The following is an 18,997-nucleotide window of genomic DNA, read 5'->3' on the forward strand; positions in this document are numbered from 1 at the left end:
GGAGTTACCAGATCTTCACGCGCTCCGCGGGTTCCAGGTACAGCGCGTCGCCGGGTTCGACGCCGAACGCCTCGTGGAAGCTGTCGATGTTGCGCACGACCGCGTTGCAGCGGAACTCCGGCGGCGAATGCGGGTCGGTGGCGAGGCGCCGAACGGCCTCCTCCGTGCGGGCTTTCGTGCGCCAGACCTGCGCCCACCCGTAGAACACCCGCTGCAGGCCGGTGAGCCCGTCGATCACCGGCGCGGCGGCGCCGCCCAGCGAGATCTTGTACGCCTCCAGCGCGATGGAAAGACCGCCCAGGTCGCCGATGTTCTCGCCGATGGTGAACTGGCCGTTCACCGTGTGCTCGTCCGGCAACTCTTTCGGGGAGAGCACGTCGTACTGCTCGATCAGAGCTTTCGTCCGCTTGGCGAATTCGGCGCGGTCCTCGTCGGTCCACCAGTCCACCATGTTGCCGTCGCCGTCGTACTTCGCGCCCTGGTCGTCGAAGCCGTGCCCGATCTCGTGACCGATCACCGCCCCGATGCCGCCGTAGTTGGCGGCGTCGTCGGCGTTCATGTCGAAGAACGGCGGCTGCAGGATGGCGGCCGGGAAGACGATCTCGTTCATGCCCGGGTTGTAGTAGGCGTTCACCGTCTGCGGGGTCATGAACCACTCGTCGCGGTCGACCGGACCGCCGAGCTTCTTCAGATCCCGATCGTGCTCGGCCGCGTAGCCCCTGCGGTAGTTGCCGACCAGATCGGCCGGGTCGATCACGAGGCCCGAGTAGTCCCGCCACTTGTCCGGGTAGCCGATCTTCGGAGTGAACTTCTCCAGCTTCGCCAGCGCCGCGATCCGGGTGCCCTCGCCCATCCACTCCAGTTCGGCGATATTGCGGCGGTAGGCCTCCCGCAGATTGGCCACCAGCTCCACCATCCGCGCCTTGGCCTCCGGCGGGAAGTGTTCGGCGACATAGAGTTTGCCGACCGCCTCGCCGAGCAGGTCTTGCACCAACGTGACACCGCGCTTCCAGCGCTCCCGGTTCTCCTGCGCGCCGGTGAGCGTGCGTCCGTAGAAGTCGAAGTTCTGCTCGACCACCGCGTCGGTCAGATACGGCGCACGCGAGCGCAGCACTCGCCAAGCCGCCCACGCCTGCCAGTCCGCGAGCGGCTCTTCGGCCCACAGCCGCGCGAACGTGCGCAGGTAGTCCGGCTGGTTGACCACCAGTTCGGCGAACAGCTCGGGCCCCGACGCGTCCACGCCTTCGGCCAGCGCTTCGGTCCACGCGACCCAGTCGAACTCGGGGTTGTCGGCGGCCAGCGCGTCGAAGGTGGTCAGGTTGTACCTGAGTTCGGCGTCCCGCCTGCGCACCACGTCCCAGTGACCGGCGGCCAGCTTCCGCTCCAGCTCGAAGACGCGTGTGCCGACGGTGCCGAGTTCGTCCGGCAGCAGGCCCGCGACCCGCGCGTCGGCGGCGGCCAGCGCGAACATGCGGTCGATGTGCGCGATGTACTTCGCCCGGATCTCGGCGAACTCGTCCTGCCGGTAGTACGACTCGTCGGGCAGGCCGATGCCGGACTGGGTGGCATGCGCCAGATAGCGGTTGGAGTCCTTGTCGTCGGTGTCGACGTAGACGCCGACCGCGCCCCCGACGCCGGTGCGCTGCAACCGGCCGAGCAGCGCCGCGAAAGCCCTCTTGTCGCCGACCTCGGCGATCGCCGCGAGTTCGGCGGCGATCGGCGCGAGCCCGGCGGCGGCCACCGCATCGGTGTCCATGAAGCTGGAGTACAGGTCACCGATCTTGCGGGCCTCGCTGCCGGGTTCGGCGTCGGCGGCCGCGGCATTCTGAATGATTGCCTGCACATCCAGCTCCGCCTGGTCGTACAGCGCGCGGAAGGCGCCGTCCACCGCACGGTCGGCGGGGATCTGATGCTCTGCCAGCCATTTGCCGTTGACGTGCGCGAACAAGTCGTCCTGCACCCGCACGTCCTTGTCGAGGTAGGACAGATCGATACCGGAAGGACGGGTCAGTTCGGAAGTCACGGTGTCCAGTATGCCGACAAGCGCGCCCGTCGGCCGTGGGCGACGACCCCCGAGCCGTCTTTCCGAGCCCGGTCGCCTTGGTCGACGCGAGAAAGGCGACGAGGACGTGCGGGGCCGCTCAGCCGCCTCGGGCCGAGAGTTGGCGGGTGCGCGTCCTGCGGGAGATCAAGCGGGCAAGACGACGCGATCGAATTCGCCGTCGCGCGCCCCGAGCAGGAAGGCGTCCCATTCCTCCGCGGTATAGACGAGGGTGATTCCGCCGTGGCGCAGTGCGATGTGGCCATCGACGGCGGGGTGCGCGCTCAGTTCGCCGTTCGATCGCCCGCGGGTGCGTACCGCGTCGAGGAACGCGGTCCATTCGGCTGCCGTGACGGTGATGACGGGCTCTTCGGCGGGGCGGTTCGCCGGGTCGCGGCGATATTTGCTGTCCCGGATGAGCACCGCGTCACCCTCGAACCGGACCTCGACGCATTGGTTGCCGTTGTTCGATCTGGTCGATGTGAACCAGCCGGTGCGTGCCGGCCGTACGGTGCTGGCCATGGGCAGGATTTTACACGCGCGAATAGTGTCTGATCAGGGCCAATGACTCCACTCGCGAGAGCGACTGCTCCACCGCGCGCAGGTAGGCGAAGCGCAGATCGCGGACCAGATCCGGGTCTTCCACCGCCCCGCCGAACACCGCGCTCTCCACCCAGCCGAACGTCGGCAACTGCTCGCCTGCGAAGTCGATGAGGTGGAAACTCGATCCGCCGAGCACCGCGCCCGCCGTGGCCGCGAACGGGATCACCCGCACCTCGACGGTGTCCAGTTCCTCGATCAACTCGGCCAGATAGTTCAACTGCCCGCGCAGCACGTCCGGACCTCCGGTCTGCTGCAACAGCGTGCCCTCCCCGAACACCGCGGTCAGTTCCACCGGGTCCGCGCCGCGCAGTCGCTGCTGGCGCCGCATCCGGATCGCGACCAGCTGTTCCACCTGGACCGGACGGATCATCACGTCGGCGCTGATCAGCGCGCGAGCGTAGTCCTCGGTCTGCAACAGGCCCGGCACCACGAGGCTGTCGTAGCTGCGGATGCTCTGCGCGCCGTATTCCATGCCGTACAGCCGTTGCAGCTCGGGTCCGATCAGCGCCGACGACTTCGCCCACCAGCCACGCTGCTTGCTGGCCTCCAGCAGGGCCAGCAGTTCCACGCGCTCCTCGGCGTCCACGTCGAGCAGTTCGAGCACCGGGCCGATGGTCTTGGTGGTGAGCACGCGCCTGCCCTTCTCCACGTGCGACCAGTTGGCCGGGGTGAAGCCAACCCGCCCGGCGAACCCCGCGGAGTCGAAACCGCGCTGTTCCCGCAGTTCACGAAGCCGGAGCACCAGCTCCCAGCGGGCAACGGTCGGCGAGACGGGTGCCATGTGACGGGATGCTACGCCCACTCCGGCGCGCGGCATGGTGACTATTGTCAAGCGACTTGCCCAGGACTAGGGTCGAGGCAGCGATCGATTCTTCCGAGCACGCGTCCCACCACTGCGAGGCGAGGTTGTTCGTCATGGGTACATCGCGCATCGAATCGGGCAGGCCTCTCGCGTCCACGGATTTTCCTTCCATCGAGGACGCGTTCGCTCGCTGCCGTCGCTATCGCGACGATCACGGGCTGTACGCGCTCGTCGACCCGATCCTGGGTCGCATCATGCTGGAAGTCGGCTCGGTCGGAGCGGTCGTGATGCCCGCGGAGTTCGGCCGCCGGGTGCTCGAGCGGTTGGCCGCCGGACCCGAACCGCGGCCGGGCCCGATCATCGCGCATCCGCGCGCCCACCGCTGGACCTTCCTCACCGGCCCCACCGACAACTCCTACCTCGACACCGCCCTGTTCGCGGACCTGTTCCGGATCTGCGCATCGATCGCCCTGCCGGGCAGCCACATCGTGCTGCCGTCGCCCGCCGACGAGCACGGCGGCTACCGAACCTGGGCCGTGGCGCCCGACGGCGGCTTTCGCCGCGAATTCGCCGAGGTGATCGCCACGACCCGGGCGTGCGCCGCGGCTACCGGGGCGTCGGCGCGGGCGCCGGAGTGAGGGTGACGCTGTATTTGTCCTGCAGCTTCTGATTCCACTCGCGCTCGCACTGCTCGATCTTGGACTGATCGTTGTTCGCCTTGTTCACGCAGTCGACGAAGTCCTTGCCACCCGAATTGACGAAGAAGCTGTAACCCACCACCGTGAGCAGCACGGCGCCGATGATGCCGAGCGCGCCGAGGACGATCCCGGTGATCGCCATGCCCATTCCGCCCGCGGTGCCCGCACGGGCTTTGAACACAGCGACGATGCCGAGGATGACCGCGAAGATGCCGCAGGCATAGCCGCCGATGACCGTCCAGAAGAACAGCAACGCCAGGATGCCGAGCACCAGCGCCGTGATCGCCAGGCCACGGCCCTTCGGCGATTCCTGCCAGTAGGCGGGCTGGCCGGGATACTGGCCGCCCGGTGGTTGTGGGTATTGCCCCGGCGGCGGGTACTGGCCGGGCGGCGGGGGCGGATATTGCGACATGGACTTCCTCTCCGTCGGTGCCTCGCGATGCTCGGTCCGGACGAGGTGGCCCGGGGGTGCGCGGCGGTCGCCTACTGATCGCACTTCCCGCGGACGGATGTTAATGCCGACCGGCTACTGGGCGCCGAGCCGTGCGTGCATCTCCCAAACCAACACTTCCGAAGGCTGCCGCGCGACCACCCGTTGGCCGCCCGACCTGGTCAAACGCACCGCGTCTCCTTCATACAGCGGGCCGACGCCCTCCATGTCCACCTCCCCGCGCGCCACGAACAAATGCAGATACGGCGCATCGGGTAGGTCGATCACTTGCTCGGCGCCCGGCTCCGCGCTCGCCATGCGCGCCACATGCAGCGCCGAATGGCTGCTGTTGATGGCGATCGCGGTGCGATCCCGGTAGCGGGGCAGACCCGACGCGACGGTGACCAGACCACCTTTCGCCAGCTCGTCGTCGATTTCGAGCTGCTGGTAGCCCGGGGTGAGGCCCGGCTCGTCCGGCACGACCCACATCTGCACGAAATGCACCGGCTGCTCGTGTTCGGCGATGCGGCCGTCCAGACGCCACGAGTCGTTCTTCTCCGAATGCAGGATGCCGGTGCCCGCGCTCATGCGCTGGGCCAGGCCGGGATAGATGACACCGCTGTGGCCGAGCGAATCCTGATGCACCAGGCTGCCACCGAGCACCCAGGTGACGATCTCCATGTCCCGATGCGGGTGGGTGTCGAAACCCTGCCCGGGGGAGACGATGTCCTCGTTGTTGACCAGCAGCAAGCCGTGGTGGGTGTTGTCGGGGTCGTAATGTTCCCCGAAGGAGAACGAATGCTTCGAATCCAGCCAGGAGACCCGCGTCTTCATACGGTCGCCGCCACGGTGGACATCGATGTGTGGTGTCGTGAGTGTGGACATCAAGGTCCTCCTCTCGGGACCGTGCACCGATCGCCATTCAGGGTAGGAGCACTTCCACCGCGGTACTCCACATTCCTAGTAAATTGTGCCGCACTCGGCATTTTACGCGAGCGACCGGAAGGTGAACGGGAGGCGAGCAGAACCAACCGGTACGTCGAAACGTCGGGCCACCTCGTCGGATATCGCGTCCCGGCCCCGATTGCCAAGCGTCACAACGACAACCGGAGGTAGCGACGTGCTGGACCCCGATGACCTCGCCCTGATCGAACAGCAACTCCGCAGCGAAGCACACCGCGATGGCATCGCGCATTTCGTGGTCGGTGTCGCCGTGTTCCGCGAAGGCAGGCTCCTGGTGGTCCGCCGCGTCGCCGACGACTATCACGGCGGTATGTACGAACTGCCCGGCGGCGGCGTCGAATCAGGGGAGACATTCGCCGAGTGCGTCGAACGGGAATTGCTCGAGGAAACGGGGCTGCGGATGCGCGCGGTCGTCGACTTCCTCGGCGGATTCGATTACGCCACCAGGACCAAGTCGAAAGTGCGGAAATACAGCTTCGTCGTGGCGGCGGAACCGGGCGATGTGGCCCTCGCGCCGGGCGAACACGACGCGTTCGCCTGGATCGACGCGGACTCGCTCGACGAGCTGCCGATGGCGCCGGACATGCGCGCGACGGTGAGCACACTGTTCGACCGCGTCTGACCCGCCATCGGCGCCGACCCGCTCGTGTGCGGCCAAGTCGGAGAACGCAGTACGCTCGCCAACGTGTCGACTGGTCACGCCGAAGGCCACACTCCCGCGGAGCAACGGCCGGGTGGACTGCGCGCAACACTTCGGCAGAGTTCGGGCGTGTCGCGGCTGGCCGTGGTGCGCTTCGCCGGGCAATTCGGCGATGGGATGTTCCAGGCGGCGTTGTCGGGGGCGATTCTGTTCAACCCCGAGCGACAGACCGATCCGCTGGCCATCGCGGCGGGCTTCGCGGTGCTGATGCTGCCGTATTCGCTGATCGGGCCGTACGCGGGCGCGCTGCTGGATCGCTGGGACCGGCGCGCCGTGCTGCTGGTGGCCAACGTGCTGCGCGCGCTGCTGATCGCGCTGGTCAGCGGAGGGCTGCTGGCCGGAGTCGGCGAGACGCCGCTGCTGTTGCTGGCCTTGGCGGTGGTGGGTGTCAGCAGATTCGTCCTGGCGGGTGTCTCGGCCGCGCTGCCGCGGGTGGTGACCCAGGCGTGGCTGGTGTCGATGAACTCGGTGCTCGCCACGGTCGCCTCCGCGTGCGCGGGTGCGGGCGCGGCCGTCGCGGTGGGCGTCATCGGGCTGATCGGAGCGGGAGATTTCGCCTCAGCGGTCGCGGTGGCGATCAGCGGCATCGGGTCGCTGCTCGGCGCGGCGCTGGCGGCTGGGTTCCGGCCGGGCGTGCTCGGCCCGGCCCCAGGCACGGCGAAGGGCGAGAACACCGTCCACGCGATCGCCACCGGTCTGCGTACCGGGGCCACGGCGGTGTGGGAATCGCGGGCGGTCACGACGGCGATGCTCGGTATCGGCACGCATCGGATCGTCTTCGGCATGAATACCCTGATCATGGTGCTGGTCTTGCGCCAGACCCCGGTGGACGGCTCCGGGCTCAGCGGTGGCCTGGTCGGATTCGGCGTCACGATCGCCGCCACCGCCGCGGGCATGCTGGTGGCCGCCGTCCTCGCGCCGCTGCTCATTCCCCGGCTGGGACGGGCGCGCACCGTGGTCGCCGGTCTGATCACCGCGATGCTGGTGCAATCGACGCTGGTCACGCCGATCGCGTTCGCCGAATCGGGCGCAGCGGCGCAGCGTGCGCACGAACTCCTTCTGATCGGTGCGTTCCTGCTGGGTCTGGCCGGGCAGACGATCAAGCTCACCGGTGACGCGACCATGCAGATCGACATCGATGACGCCCGCCGCGGCCAAGTGTTCGCGCTACAGGACACGGTGTTCAACGTCGCGTTCGTGCTGGCGATCGCGATCGCGGCCCTGATCGTCCCGGACGACGGCCGATCGGCGATCGTGGTGCTGGCCGGAGTCGCGATCTACGCCGCGGGAATCGTGGCCATCGCGGTGAACAGGCGTCGCCGCGCGGTCAGCTGAGCGCCGGGTCGTCGCCGCAGTCGCGCCGGTCGCGGTTCAGCCAGTGGGCGAGGTGCTCGGGCAACGCACCCGCCTCCGAGAGATCGGACTTCGGCGGCGAACCCGATGATCGTGCCTCGCCGAGGAGCCGATCCGGTCCATCCGCGTCCGTGCGCACGATCCAGTCCAGCGGCTCGCTCGCCATGTCACCGGGCAGACCGGTGATCTGATGGTTCCACGTGCCGAGGCCGGTGGGATCGGTGAAGAAATGGTCGAGCACGCCGTCGTCGTCGAGATCCAGCGCGGCGATGTCGGCGCGGCCGGAACCGGCCGCGTCCCACAGCGCGTCGTCGGCGAGGCCGTCACCGTCGAAATCCAGGCCTACCGCGTCGGCCGTGCCCGCGTCGCCGAGGGTGCGGTCGGCTTCGCTGGTCCAGACGTGCACGGGTCCGTCACCGGTACCGAACACGTACTCGATCTCGTTCATATGTCCTTGGACGCACGCCGCGCCGCGCCGGTTCCATCGCGGGGAGCTTTTGATTCGCCGTCCCCCGTTCGCGGTGGTTGTTCCGGTAAGTTGGCTCGGCAGCAGCCGACCGACAGGAGTCAACACGACATGGGTTCTCCGGTGCACCACCTCGATGCGGTACGAGAACTGCTGAGCCCCGCCGAATCTCGGTCCGCCACCGGGCATCCGATCGCCTGACGAGCGCGGCAGGGCCGACCTGATGCGCGCATTCGCAAGCAAATCGCCTTGTGCACCCGCCTTGTTCGGCGCCTTGCTCGCAGGCGCCCTCGCCGTGCCTGCGCCCGCCGCGCAGGCCGCACCATTCCCGTGGGCGCCGCCGCCGGTCAACAGCTGCGGTGAGGTCGGTTTCGATCCGCTCAACCGCGAGCCGGATCCCGCCCAGCCCCCGCCACCACCGCTGCCGCCGCAGATCGACATCCCCGTTCCGATCCCGGAACTCACTCCGGTCCCGGTGCCCGACCCACCACAGGACAACACGCGGATCGTGCCGGAACCGCTGCCGGAGAATCCGTGCGACAACCCGTGCCCCGACATCAGGGACTATCCCGAACATCCCGGACCCGATCCCGATCCGAGCCCGACGCCCGAGACCGGCGCCGACGAGAAGACCGGTTCCTCCGGCTCCGCGTCCGGACCCGATTCGGGCAGCGGTTCCGGCTCAGCATCCGGCTCCGGTTCGAGCGACGGCTCCGGCTCCTCCTCCGGCTCCGGCTCGCCGGTCAAACTGCCGCGCATCGAATTCAAGCCGGAGACCGAGCCGATTCCGGTCCCCGTCCCCGGCGGTCCCGGTGAGCAGCCGCAGCCGGCGCCGCCGCGGGTCGTGCATCCGGCCGAGCCGGGCCCGCTCGCGGCCGCGGTGGCCGCGCCGACGGTCGAGTCGGTACAACTGGTCGGGCAGGTGACCGGGCACGGCTCGCAGAACCGCACCGACATGCGCTGGCAGGTCGACGGCACCGATCTCGGCCTGATGTGGGAGACCCGGCCCGGCGAGGTCGCCGTGGTGTTCGGCGACACCTTCGGCAAGGGCTGGGGTGTCGGCGGCGCGGGCAACGATGACCAGGACTGGCGCAGCAACGTCATCGGTTTCAGCACCGACCGCGAGCTGTCCGACGGCCTGACGCTGGACACCTTCGCGCAGGACAGCCGCTGCCACGCGGCGGAGATCCTGGGCAGCCGCAAGATCAAGAATTGGGAGACCACCACCATCCCGACCTCCGGGTTCGCCATCGGTCACCGGCAGTACCTCAGCTACATGTCGGTGAACCGATGGAGCCGCATACCGGGTCTGTGGTGGACCAACTACGGCGGCATCGCCTATTCCGACGACGGCGGGCGCACCTGGCGGAAAGACCAGCACGCCAAGTGGGAGAACCTGTTCGGGCTCGGCAAGTTCCAGGTCGCGGCGATGGTGCCGCAGGGCGACTACGTCTACATGTTCGGCACGCCCAACGGACGCATCGGCACGATCGCGCTGGCGCGCGTGCCGAAGCACCAAGTGCTGAACAAGTCCGCCTATCAGTACTGGGTCGGCGGCACCTGGGCGCCCGCCGCCGAGAACGAAGCGACTCCACTGGTGCTCGGCATCGCCAGTGAGCTCTCGGTGCGCTACGACCGGGAGACCGAGCAGTGGCAGATGGTCTATCTGGATTCGGCGCGGGGCGCGATCGTGCTGCGCACCGCGGCGAGCCCGCAGGGTGCGTGGACGGACGCGATACCGCTGGTGTCCACCGCCGACTACCCGAAGTCCTACGGTGGTTTCATCCACCCGTGGTCGACCGGCGAGGACCTGTACTTCACGCTCTCGGCGTGGGACACCTACAACGTGTATCTCATGCACGCCCGGCTCGAGCCGAGCCCGGGTCAGCCCGCCCGCACGAATCGCACCGGCTGACCGGGCCTCGTCTGCGCGATGGCGTCGACGTCGGCGTCGATGACCACCGCGATCACCGGATAGCCCCCCGTGATCGGGTGATCGGCCAGGAAGATCACCGGTTGCCCGCTCGGCGGCACCTGGATCGAGCCGAGCGCCATGCCTTCGGTCGGCAGTTCGCGGGTGACCTTCCTGGTCAGCGGGGGACCGGTGCGGCGTTCCAATCGGGCGCCGATCCGGTCGGTGTCGGTGGAGATCTCCCATTCGCCCGCGAACAAGGCCGCGGGGTCGGCGAACCAATCGTCGCGCGGACCGAGCACGGCGCGCACGGTGACCACGCCCGCGGGTAATGCGGCGACCGGCGCGAAGTCCACGACCGGGATCGTGTGCGGAGAAGTCCCGATCGGGAGGCGATCACCCTTCCGCAGAGGTTCCGGCCCCAAGCCGGACATCGTGTCGCGGCTGCGGGAACCGAGCGTCTCCGGCACATCGAGGCCGCCGCGCACCGCGACATAGCTGCGCAGTCCGACGGACGCGTAGCCGAGCCGCAGCGCCTGTCCCGGTTCCAGTTCCAGCACACTCGCGTGGCCCACCGGCCTGCCGTCGACGGTGGCGGGGGCCGGTGCGCCCGTCACCGCCAGCATGACGTGCTCTTCCGCGTGCAGTGCGAGACCACCGAGCAGCACTTCGACGGCCGCGTGCCCCTCCGGGTTGCCGACCAGTCGATTGGCCAGCCGCAGCGACCCGCGGTCCGCCGCTCCCGCGGGACCGACACCGGAATCGAACCAGCCCGGCCGCCCGAGATCCTGGATGGTCGCCAGTGGGCCGACCGATTCGACGACGATCATGGGCGGTCCCGCACGTCGAGGAATCGAACCGTGACGCCCGCGCGGATCAGCGCGGGCGGGTCGCGCTCGGCGTCCCACATCCTGAGCTCGGTGGTGCCGATCAGCTGCCATCCGCCGGGCGTGCTCCTGGGGTACACCGCGCTGTATCCGCCGGCGAGGGCGACCGCGCCCGCCGGAATCGAAGTGCGCGCCTGTGCTCGACGCGGCACGGACAACCTTCCGTCCGGCGCTTCCAGGTAGCCGAAGCCCGGCGCGAATCCGACGAAAGCGCACCGCCACACCGTTCCGGTGTGCGCCGCGATCACTTCCGCGGTCGTCACCTCCAGCATCCTGGCCACTTCGTCGAGGTCGGCTCCGTCGTAGCGCACCGGGATCGACACCGGTTCGGCGCGGTGATCCTGGTCGGAGATTGTTCCACGGGAAACAGCGTCCGATCGCTCGGCGTCCAGGGCAACCAGCAGCGTGGTCAGCGACCGGCGGACCGCTTCCGCGGCGCGCGGCGAATCCAGCGTCAGCAGTACGGTTTCCGCGGCCGGGAGCATATCCCGCACGCCAGGTACCGGGCGATCGCGCAGCGCGATGACCAATTCCGCCACCGTTTCGCGCCGATGCGGCGTGACCAGCAGCGCCCGATCACCCGCAGGCCGGATCGCCTCCTCGGCCGCCCGCCGCTGCGCGTGGGTCACCGCGCCCGTGGTCTTCATCTCGCGCCCGCTAGCCGAAGGGCTCCACCGGCACCCCGACTTCGTCCAGCGCGGTGCGGATGTGGCGAGCCATCTCCACCGCCGCGGGCGAGTCGCCGTGCACACAGATACTGGCGGCGCGCACCGCGACCTCGCCGGAGCCGTCGGCGGTGCGCGCGGTCGCTGACTTCGCGATCGAGATCGCTTGAGTCACCGCCTCCCGCGGCCCCAGCACCGCCCCCGGCGTCCCGCGCGGGGCGAGCGAGCCGTCGGGGGTGTACGCGCGGTCGGCGAACCCTTCTCCGACGAAGCGCACACCGGCGGCCTCCGCCGCCGACTCCAACTGGGTTCCGGCCGGGCCGAGCAGGGCCAGCCGCGGGTCGTACTCCGTCATCGCGGCCAGCACCGCGTCGGCAAGTTCTCGATCGCGCGCGGACGAGTGATAGAGCGCCCCATGCGGTTTCACATAGCGCACCCGGTCACCGGCCGCCTTCGCGAAAGCGTCGAGGCCGCCGATCTGATACAGCACCTCGTCGCGCAGCTCACCGGGCGCGACGGCGATCGCACGCCGACCGAAACCGGCCAGATCGCGGTAACCGACGTGGGCGCCGACGCGCACGCCCTTCGCCACCGCCAGCGCGCAGGTCTTCCGCATGATCGCTGGGTCGCCCGCGTGGAATCCGCAGGCGATGTTCGCGCTGGTCACGATGTCGAGCATGGCGGCGTCGTCGCCCATCGTCCACGGGCCGAAGCCCTCGCCGAGATCACTGTTCAGGTCCAGCGCCATGTGCGTCCTCCCAGCGGTGTGTGACCGGTTTCGATTCTCGTGCCCGAGCGTTCCCGCGGGCAAGGACCGCCGGTTCGCGCGACCTGGGTCACAACGCGCGGGTCGCGGGCCGCGCGCCAAGTACGCTCGATCCAATCATGGCCACGTATTTCGATCCGAAGTCCTGGTCGCCGCTGCGGGCCGTCGATCTCGGAAAACGCCTGTTCGATCAGTCCTGGCTGGAGCAGTGGGTCACGCTCGGCACGGCCTGGATGGATCCGGTCGCCGACCTCGGCGCGGGCACCGTCACGGCGCTGCTGCCGGACGTGCTGATGACCATGCTCAGCGAGGGCATCCTGAGCCGGTTCGGCGGACAGGAGGTCAGCGCGACCCTGCTCGGTCACGATATGCACGCCACCCTGCAGGTATTGAAGGTGCGCAGGCGCGGCGCGCACTTCCAGACCAAGACCGTGCTGTCGCGGCTGCGCTGGGACGATCACCCGATCGAGTCCGTGACGGTGATCGCCCACGGCGTACGCCTGATCCCGGGCGTGCCGACCAGAGTGCGCACCGCCCGGCTCGACCTGATCGGCACAGTCACCACGGCGGCGCTGGTCGGATGGCTCAACACCCAGCCGTTGGACTGGGAACTGGACGTGCACCCGAGCGGGCTGATCCGGGCCAGGCACCGCCGTCGGCTGGTCACCGCCCTGGTGGACGCGACGGTCACGGAAAACCGCCTGGACATCGTGGTGCGCCGGGTGACCTGGCTCGGTTTCCGTATTCCGCGACGGATCATCGACGTCCCCGGCCTACCGCTCGAGCACCTGCCGAAGAACGCGCGGATCGTGCGCGCCGCACGCGAGGGCGACCTGATCCGCTTCCGCGTCGAGCTGCCGGAGATCTCCGGGTCCTTCGACCTCGCCCAGATGCGCTCGGCGATCCTGGCAGGCACCACCCTGATCGTCTTCTGACCTGATCAGCTCTGCGTCTTCCACCATTCGAGCAGCGCCGCCTCGGCTTCGTCCCGGCTGAGCGGGCCGTGGTCCAAGCGCAGTTCTTTCAGATGACGCCAGGCCCGGCCGACGTCGGGGCCCGGGGACAGGCCGAGCAGTTCCATGATCGCGTTGCCGTCCAGGTCCGGGCGGACCTTGGCCAGATCCTCCTGCTCGCGCAACCGCTCGATCCGCGCCTCCAGCTCGTCGTAGGTGGCGCGCAGCGCGGCGGCTCTGCGTTTGTTGCGGGTGGTGCAGTCGGCCCTGACCAGTTTGTGCAGGCGGGGGAGCAGCTCGGCGGCGTCGGTGACGTAGCGGCGCACCGCGGAGTCGGTCCACTGGCCCTTGCCGTAACCGTGGAAGCGCAGGTGCAGGAACACCAGCCGGGCGACGTCCTCGGTGAATTGCTTCGGGTACTTCAGCGCGCGCATCCGTTTGCGCACCATCTTCGCGCCGACCACCTCGTGATGGTGGAAGCTGACGCCGCCGCCCGGCTCGTTGCGCTTGGTGTCCGGCTTGCCGATGTCGTGCAGCAGCGCGGCCCAGCGCAGCACCAGGTCCGGGTCGCCTTCCTCCTGGTCGATGGCCTGTTCGAGCACGGTGAGCGAATGCCAGTAGACGTCCTTGTGCTGGTGGTGCTCGTCGATCTCGAGCTTCATGGCGGGCACCTCGGGAAGCACCCGCTGCGCTAGCCCGGTCTCACACATCACGTTGATGCCATCGATCGGATGCGCGCCCCCGATCAGCTTGTCCAGCTCGACCCGCACGCGCTCGGCGGTGATGCGGTCGATCTGATCGGCCATCGCGGTGATCGCGGCGCGCACGCGGGGATGCAGCTCGAATCCCAGCTGGGAGACGAACCGCGCGGCGCGCAGCATCCGCAACGGATCGTCGTTGAACGAATCCTCCGGGGCGGCAGGCGTGTCCAGCACACCATCGAGCAGGGCGGTCATGCCGTCGAGCGGATCGACGAACTCCAGCGCGCCGTCCGCGCCGATCTTCACGGCCATCGCGTTCACCGTGAAGTCACGGCGGACCAGGTCTTCCTGGAGCGAGTCACCGAAGGTCACCTGCGGGTTGCGGGACACCCGGTCGTAGCTGTCGGCGCGGAAGGTGGTGATCTCCAGTTGATGACCGTCCTTGGCCGCGCTGACCGTGCCGAACGCCAGACCTCCTGTGTCCCACAGATGGTCCGCCCACCCGCGCAGGATGTCCTGTACCGCGTCGGGCCGCGCGTCGGTGGTGAAATCCAGATCGGTCCCCAGCCTGCCGAGCACCGCGTCCCGCACGCTTCCGCCCACCAGGTACAACTCGTGCCCCCTGGCCGCGAACATCTCACCCAGCGGCGTCAGCACATCCGACAGCCCCCCGAGCGTCACCGCCGCGGCGGCCAGCAATCGGGTACGTCTATCCAGCACAGCGTCCTGGGACCTCGGCGCAACCACGAATGAGCAGCTTACCGAGCCACGCCAACAGCGATGGCAGCCAAGCCCCACGCAGCAGCCCAGATATATAAGGCCACCGACATGAGCCCAGCCAGCGGCGTCCGCACACCCCGCGGCCTCCCGCCGAATCCACCCACCGGCTACTTCGAGCCGCCCGATCCGGAGCCGGGCGCAACACGAAGAGCAGCCGCTCGTCCCCACGGAGCGCGGTGTGATGCACGCCCGCCGGACTCGGCACGCGCCCGCCACCGCGAAACATGAACTCCAGCGACTCCGGCACACCTCGACCGCCAACTCCAGCGAAACCGCGCACCCGCCGTCCGACCACCGAAGTCCCGACCTAACGAGCCCCCTCCCGGACCACGCACTCAGCACCCCCGTGGTCCGGCTACCAACGAGCCCAGCTCACGCCACGACTGTCGGGCGAAGCGAGACCGAGCACCTGTCACGCGGGCATCAATGCCCCGACCGAACTCGCACCCTCTCCGAACCGCGCACCCCGCACACCCAGACCCGACAATCGAACGCGCTCAGCTCACCTCCACCACGACTTTCGAGCGAAGCGAGACCGAGCACCCGCCGTTCGCGGCCCGGCTCGCGTTTGCGCGGCCGCCGCGTCCGCGACGAAGGAGCAAGCGGCGGTCGCGCAAACGCGAGCCATAAGAGGGCCGCGAACACGCCGCGACGAAGTCGCGGCAAATCCAACACAGTAGGATTGCCAGGTGTCTCCGGCCGATCGTGCGAACAGTCGACGCCGCCAGCCTCGGCGCCGCGGTTCGGCCGCCAATGCCGCGAAGCCGCGGATGCGTACGGTGCGGGAGACTTCGGCGGGTGGCCTGGTCGTCGACGGCTTGGACGGTCCACGGGAAGCACGCAGCGCGGCTCTCATCGGACGCACCGATCGCCGCGGGCGGTTACTGTGGTCGCTGCCGAAGGGACATATCGAAGAAGGTGAGACCGCCGAGCAGACCGCGATCCGCGAGGTCGCCGAGGAGACCGGCATCAACGGTGTCGTGGTCGCCGAACTCGGCAGCATCGATTACTGGTTCGTGACCGATGGTCGGCGGGTACACAAAACGGTGCATCATTATCTGCTGCGTTCGGTCGGTGGCGAACTGTCCGACGCCGACGTGGAAGTAACTCAGGTTGCCTGGGTTCCGTTGAGTGAACTGGATTCTCGGCTGGCCTACGCCGACGAGCGGCGGCTGGCGGAGATGGCGAACAAGCTGATCGACCGGATGGAGACCGGCAAGCGATGACGCGTGGACTGTTCCGGATCTTCGTGGCGGTCCTGACCATCCTCGGCCCGGTGACGACGCTGCCACTGCTCGATTCCGCGGCGGCCGGAGCGCAGCCGACCGGGTCCGGCACCTCGACGAATCCCAAATTCCTGAAGCTGTCCCTCGATTCGGTGACGCCGACCACAGTGACCTCGGGCAGCGATTCGGTGCTCACGGTCGCGGGCACGGTCACCAATATCGGCGACCGTGTGGTGGACGACGTGAGCATCCGGGTCCAGCGGGCGGCGGCGATCACCACGCCGGTCGGGTTGCGGGCCACCCTGCGCCTCGACGAGGTCAACTATGACGTGAACGGCGAGTTCGAGGACGTCGCGGAGCGGCTGAACCCGGGACAGCGCAAACAGTTCACGCTGAGCATCCCGCTGCGTTCCGAGACCGGCGCCCCTTCGCTGCGGATCACAGAGCCGGGCATCTACCCATTGCTGCTGAACGTCAACGGCGAACCGGCTTACGGCACGCAGGCCAGGCTCGACGACGCGAGATTCCTGCTGCCGGTGCTCGGCGTCCCACCCGCTCCCGGCGACGAAGCTCCGGTGCCCGCGCCCACCGACGCTCCGGTGGCGACCACGCTGCTGTGGCCGCTGGCCGACCGGCCGCGGCAGGTGGGTGGTCGTCCCGGCAGCGTGGACGGCAAGGTGGAGCTCACCGACGACGAATTGGCCGCCTCGCTCGGCAAGGGCGGGCGTCTCGATCAGTTGCTGGCCGCGCTGGAAGGGACGTTGACCTCGAGCGCGGGCCGCAACGCCGAGCTGGCCTCGGCCGTGTGCCTGGCCGTCGACCCCGACCTCCTGCTCACGGTGCGCGCGATGACCAGGGGCTACCGCGTGCTGGCCAGCCCGTCCGATCCCGATGGCGCGACCAGGGCGGGCGCAGGCGCCGAGCAGGCCCAGACCTGGCTGGACCGGTTGCGCGCGCTGGCCGGGTCGATGTGCACCGTGGCGCTGCCGTTCGCGCAAGTCGATCTCACGGCGTTGGCCTTGGTCAACGATCCGGCACTGTCCGCGCGCGCGCTCAACGAACCCGCCGAGATCATCGATTCGATCCTGTCCACCCGATCGGTGCGCGGGGTGAGCTTGCCGGATTCCGGCAGCATCGACCAAGGGGCGGGAGCCCTGTTGCGCAGTCACGGTTTCGGCACCGCCGTGCTCGCCTCGACGGCGGCCGTTCCGGAGGGCAGCGTCGACTGGGTGCAGTCGAGCGGTGAAAGCGGCCGGTCCACCGCCGGTGCGAACGAGGCGCTGTCCACCGCGGACGCGGCGATCCCGGAAGTGGTCCGGCTGCCCGACATCACCGCGAGCCAACCAGTGGCACCGGCCCCGCCGGTCGCGGGCAGTCCGGCGCCGACAGCGGGTGCCCCAACGCCCGCCGCCGACCCCGCTCTGCACGCGGTGACATTCGATATCTGGTCCGCGACCGCGCTCGCGGCGGTGGGATCGAATCCGCCGACGCCGCCGTTCACCCCGTCCCGGGTTCGCTACGACGTGACCAACGACTCGCGCGCGGCGCGCTTGCAGGACGCGCTCGGCGCGATCTCGTGGAGCGCGCTGCACCCGGAGGCCCACCGGTCCCGGTCGCTGTTGCTCGTCCCGCCCCAGCAGTGGGGCGCGAACCGGGACGAGGCGACCGCGCTGCTGCGGCAGGTCGACCAGATGCTGCGCGGCAACCTCGCCACCGCGCGTCCGTTCCACGATCTGGTGGCGCTGCCGCCGGACCCGCAGCCCTACCAGCTGGACTACCTGCCGCAGGCCGCGCAGGACGCGGTGCCGGACCGCTTCCTGCCGCCGGTGCGCGAGCAGAGTCGCCGGATCACCGAGATGATGCGCGCCTTGGTCGACGTGCCCGAGGCCGAACCGACGCCGCACGACTTCCTGACGCCGCTGCGTGACGACCTGTTGCGCGTGCTGAGCCTGTCGGATCGGCGCGCGGGCGATGCCGCCCCGCCGGACACGTTCGCCCAGCGGCGGCTGGACCAGAACACCAGGACGATGGACAAGCTCTATCGCTCGGTGACCGTGCTGCCACCGGGCGGGGTGTACACGCTCGCGTCCGAGCAGAGCCCCCTGTTGCTGGTCGCGCGCAACGATCTGCCGGTGGCCATCCGGGTCAGGTTCCGGATCGAGGCGCCGTCCGAGACGAAGATCACCGATCCCGGCGAGCAGCAGCTCCCGGCCAACGGGTCACGCTCCTTCCAGATCCCGACGGAGGTCAGCGACAGCAGGAACCTGGTCATCCCGATTTCGCTCACCACGCCGGAGGGCGTCGCGCTCGGCAATCCCACCCAGGTGTCGGTGCGTTCGAACGCCTACGGCAAGGCCTTGGCGATAATTACCGGATGCGCCGCACTCCTGCTGCTCCTGCTGGCCGGCCGCCGTTTGTGGCGCCGGTTCCGCGGGCAGCCCGATCCGGCCGACGAGGGTTTCGATCCGAGTACGCGGCGCCGGGTCAACCGCTACCGGCGTGCGCGCATGCGCGTGCTGCGGGCGCAGGAAAAAGAGCAGGAGCAGCTCCAGGAGACGCGGTGACCTATCCCGCTGCGACTGGACCGCGTAACCCGCTGCTACCTGCATCGATGTGGGGTACCGCGTGGTCGTGTGGCACGGTGGAGGACAATCACGGTGTTGCCGAGCCGGTGCGATCCGGACCGGGATTACTGACAGAATGTTCGCCGATCACGGCGAACCATTGCGGCGAGCCGCGGCTCACCGCACCGATGGGGGTGCGGAATCCCGGCTGGTACAGGAGGCATGATGAGCGACGATGACATATCGGCTCATCGCCCTCGACCAAGCGACCGGCTCGACGGACCACCGGTTCGCCGAGCGCCTGCCGCGCCGTGGGAACGCGGCCCCGCTCCGGCCGAAGCCGAATCCCAGGGTGTGAACGGCGGCCAGTACGACGACGGCCAGGCGCCGAGGCTGCCGCAGATCAGTCGTCCTCCGGCCCCGCCCCAGCCCCGTCCCGGTCAGCACATGGCGCCGCCGCCACCGCCCGCCGGGCAACCGAGGCCGC

The 18,997-nt window shown here is 69.1% G+C and carries 17 protein-coding genes and 1 pseudogene; 8 read left to right on the forward strand and 10 right to left on the reverse strand.

The features are described from left to right. Nucleotides 1-4 precede the first annotated feature (4 nt). The 3 genes from NB3_RS25885 to NB3_RS25895 form a co-directional block, all read right to left on the reverse strand. A complete protein-coding gene (locus NB3_RS25885; protein ID WP_067808549.1) occupies nt 5-2,023 on the reverse strand; it encodes a M13 family metallopeptidase in 2,019 nt (672 codons plus the stop codon). 165 nt (nt 2,024-2,188) lie between these two features. Next, nucleotides 2,189-2,563 (reverse strand): DUF397 domain-containing protein, encoded by a 375-nt coding sequence (locus NB3_RS25890; protein ID WP_067808551.1) that lies wholly within the window; start codon nt 2,561-2,563, stop codon nt 2,189-2,191. 10 nt (nt 2,564-2,573) lie between these two features. Then, the gene (locus tag NB3_RS25895; RefSeq protein WP_067808552.1) at nt 2,574-3,425 is read right to left on the reverse strand and encodes a Scr1 family TA system antitoxin-like transcriptional regulator; all 852 of its coding nucleotides are present in this window, start codon (nt 3,423-3,425) and stop codon (nt 2,574-2,576) included. A gap of 134 nt (nt 3,426-3,559) precedes the next feature. Between NB3_RS25895 and NB3_RS25900 the strand changes: the two genes are divergently transcribed. Beyond that, complete coding sequence (locus tag NB3_RS25900) at nt 3,560-4,084, forward strand: hypothetical protein (RefSeq protein WP_067808554.1); 525 nt, start codon at nt 3,560-3,562, stop codon at nt 4,082-4,084. On the opposite strand, the gene NB3_RS25905 is transcribed toward NB3_RS25900, so the two are convergent. Together NB3_RS25905 and NB3_RS25910 are read right to left on the reverse strand one after the other, a co-directional pair. Beyond that, nucleotides 4,053-4,556 carry a DUF4190 domain-containing protein gene (locus NB3_RS25905; RefSeq protein ID WP_067808555.1) on the reverse strand — a complete coding sequence of 168 codons (504 nt, stop codon included), beginning with the start codon at nt 4,554-4,556 and terminating at the stop codon, nt 4,053-4,055. The genes NB3_RS25900 and NB3_RS25905 overlap by 32 nt on opposite strands. Nucleotides 4,557-4,670: 114 nt before the next feature. Further along, complete coding sequence (locus NB3_RS25910) at nt 4,671-5,459, reverse strand: pirin family protein (protein WP_067808557.1); 789 nt, start codon at nt 5,457-5,459, stop codon at nt 4,671-4,673. Nucleotides 5,460-5,694: 235 nt separating this feature from the next. Between NB3_RS25910 and NB3_RS25915 the strand changes: the two genes are divergently transcribed. Continuing rightward, a complete protein-coding gene (locus tag NB3_RS25915) occupies nt 5,695-6,159 on the forward strand; it encodes an NUDIX hydrolase (protein WP_244892085.1) in 465 nt (154 codons plus the stop codon). 63 nt (nt 6,160-6,222) lie between these two features. Further along, nucleotides 6,223-7,572: an MFS transporter gene (locus NB3_RS25920; protein ID WP_371855938.1), complete on the forward strand. Its 1,350-nt coding sequence runs from the start codon at nt 6,223-6,225 to the stop codon at nt 7,570-7,572. Here the strand turns inward: NB3_RS25920 and NB3_RS25925 are convergent. Beyond that, nucleotides 7,565-8,038 (reverse strand): hypothetical protein, encoded by a 474-nt coding sequence (locus tag NB3_RS25925; protein WP_067808559.1) that lies wholly within the window; start codon nt 8,036-8,038, stop codon nt 7,565-7,567. The two genes, NB3_RS25920 and NB3_RS25925, sit on opposite strands and share 8 nt — an antisense overlap. A 241-nt stretch (nt 8,039-8,279) precedes the next feature. On the opposite strand from NB3_RS25925, the gene NB3_RS25930 reads away from it, so the two are divergent. Further along, nucleotides 8,280-9,971, forward strand: a complete 1,692-nt coding sequence (locus NB3_RS25930) for a glycoside hydrolase family 183 protein (protein WP_067808561.1) — start codon at nt 8,280-8,282, stop codon at nt 9,969-9,971. Here NB3_RS25930 and NB3_RS25935 read toward each other — a convergent pair. From NB3_RS25935 to NB3_RS25945, 3 genes are read right to left on the reverse strand one after another with little or no spacing between them, the layout of a single operon-like run. Next, nucleotides 9,941-10,798, reverse strand: coding sequence for a 5-oxoprolinase subunit C family protein (locus tag NB3_RS25935; RefSeq protein WP_067808563.1), 858 nt, complete (start codon nt 10,796-10,798; stop codon nt 9,941-9,943). The genes NB3_RS25930 and NB3_RS25935 overlap by 31 nt on opposite strands. Continuing rightward, on the reverse strand, nt 10,795-11,502 hold the full coding sequence (locus tag NB3_RS25940) for a 5-oxoprolinase subunit B family protein (RefSeq protein WP_067808564.1): 708 nt from the start codon (nt 11,500-11,502) through the stop codon (nt 10,795-10,797). The genes NB3_RS25935 and NB3_RS25940 overlap by 4 nt, the downstream gene beginning before the upstream one ends. 10 nt (nt 11,503-11,512) lie before the next feature. Then, nucleotides 11,513-12,268 carry a LamB/YcsF family protein gene (locus NB3_RS25945; protein WP_157112005.1) on the reverse strand — a complete coding sequence of 252 codons (756 nt, stop codon included), beginning with the start codon at nt 12,266-12,268 and terminating at the stop codon, nt 11,513-11,515. A 137-nt stretch (nt 12,269-12,405) separates the two neighbouring features. Between NB3_RS25945 and NB3_RS25950 the strand changes: the two genes are divergently transcribed. Continuing rightward, nucleotides 12,406-13,221 (forward strand): hypothetical protein, encoded by an 816-nt coding sequence (locus tag NB3_RS25950; RefSeq protein WP_067808566.1) that lies wholly within the window; start codon nt 12,406-12,408, stop codon nt 13,219-13,221. A 5-nt stretch (nt 13,222-13,226) separates the two neighbouring features. On the opposite strand, the gene NB3_RS25955 is transcribed toward NB3_RS25950, so the two are convergent. Continuing rightward, nucleotides 13,227-14,687 carry a CCA tRNA nucleotidyltransferase gene (locus NB3_RS25955; protein WP_067808568.1) on the reverse strand — a complete coding sequence of 487 codons (1,461 nt, stop codon included), beginning with the start codon at nt 14,685-14,687 and terminating at the stop codon, nt 13,227-13,229. A gap of 722 nt (nt 14,688-15,409) precedes the next feature. On the opposite strand from NB3_RS25955, the gene NB3_RS25960 reads away from it, so the two are divergent. The 3 genes and pseudogenes from NB3_RS25960 to NB3_RS35955 all read left to right on the forward strand — a co-directional run. After that, nucleotides 15,410-15,946, forward strand: a complete 537-nt coding sequence (locus NB3_RS25960) for an NUDIX hydrolase (RefSeq protein ID WP_039803412.1) — start codon at nt 15,410-15,412, stop codon at nt 15,944-15,946. Continuing rightward, entirely contained in the window at nt 15,943-18,510 is a 2,568-nt protein-coding gene (locus NB3_RS25965) for a DUF6049 family protein (RefSeq protein ID WP_067808570.1), read from the forward strand. Before NB3_RS25960 ends, NB3_RS25965 begins: the two co-directional genes overlap by 4 nt. Nucleotides 18,511-18,735: 225 nt before the next feature. Next, nucleotides 18,736-18,997: pseudogene (locus NB3_RS35955) on the forward strand (hypothetical protein); the annotation flags it as partial.

It is taken from the genome of Nocardia beijingensis NBRC 16342, from assembly GCF_001612785.1.
In the GTDB taxonomy this organism is placed as follows: Bacteria; Actinomycetota; Actinomycetes; order Mycobacteriales; family Mycobacteriaceae; genus Nocardia; species Nocardia beijingensis.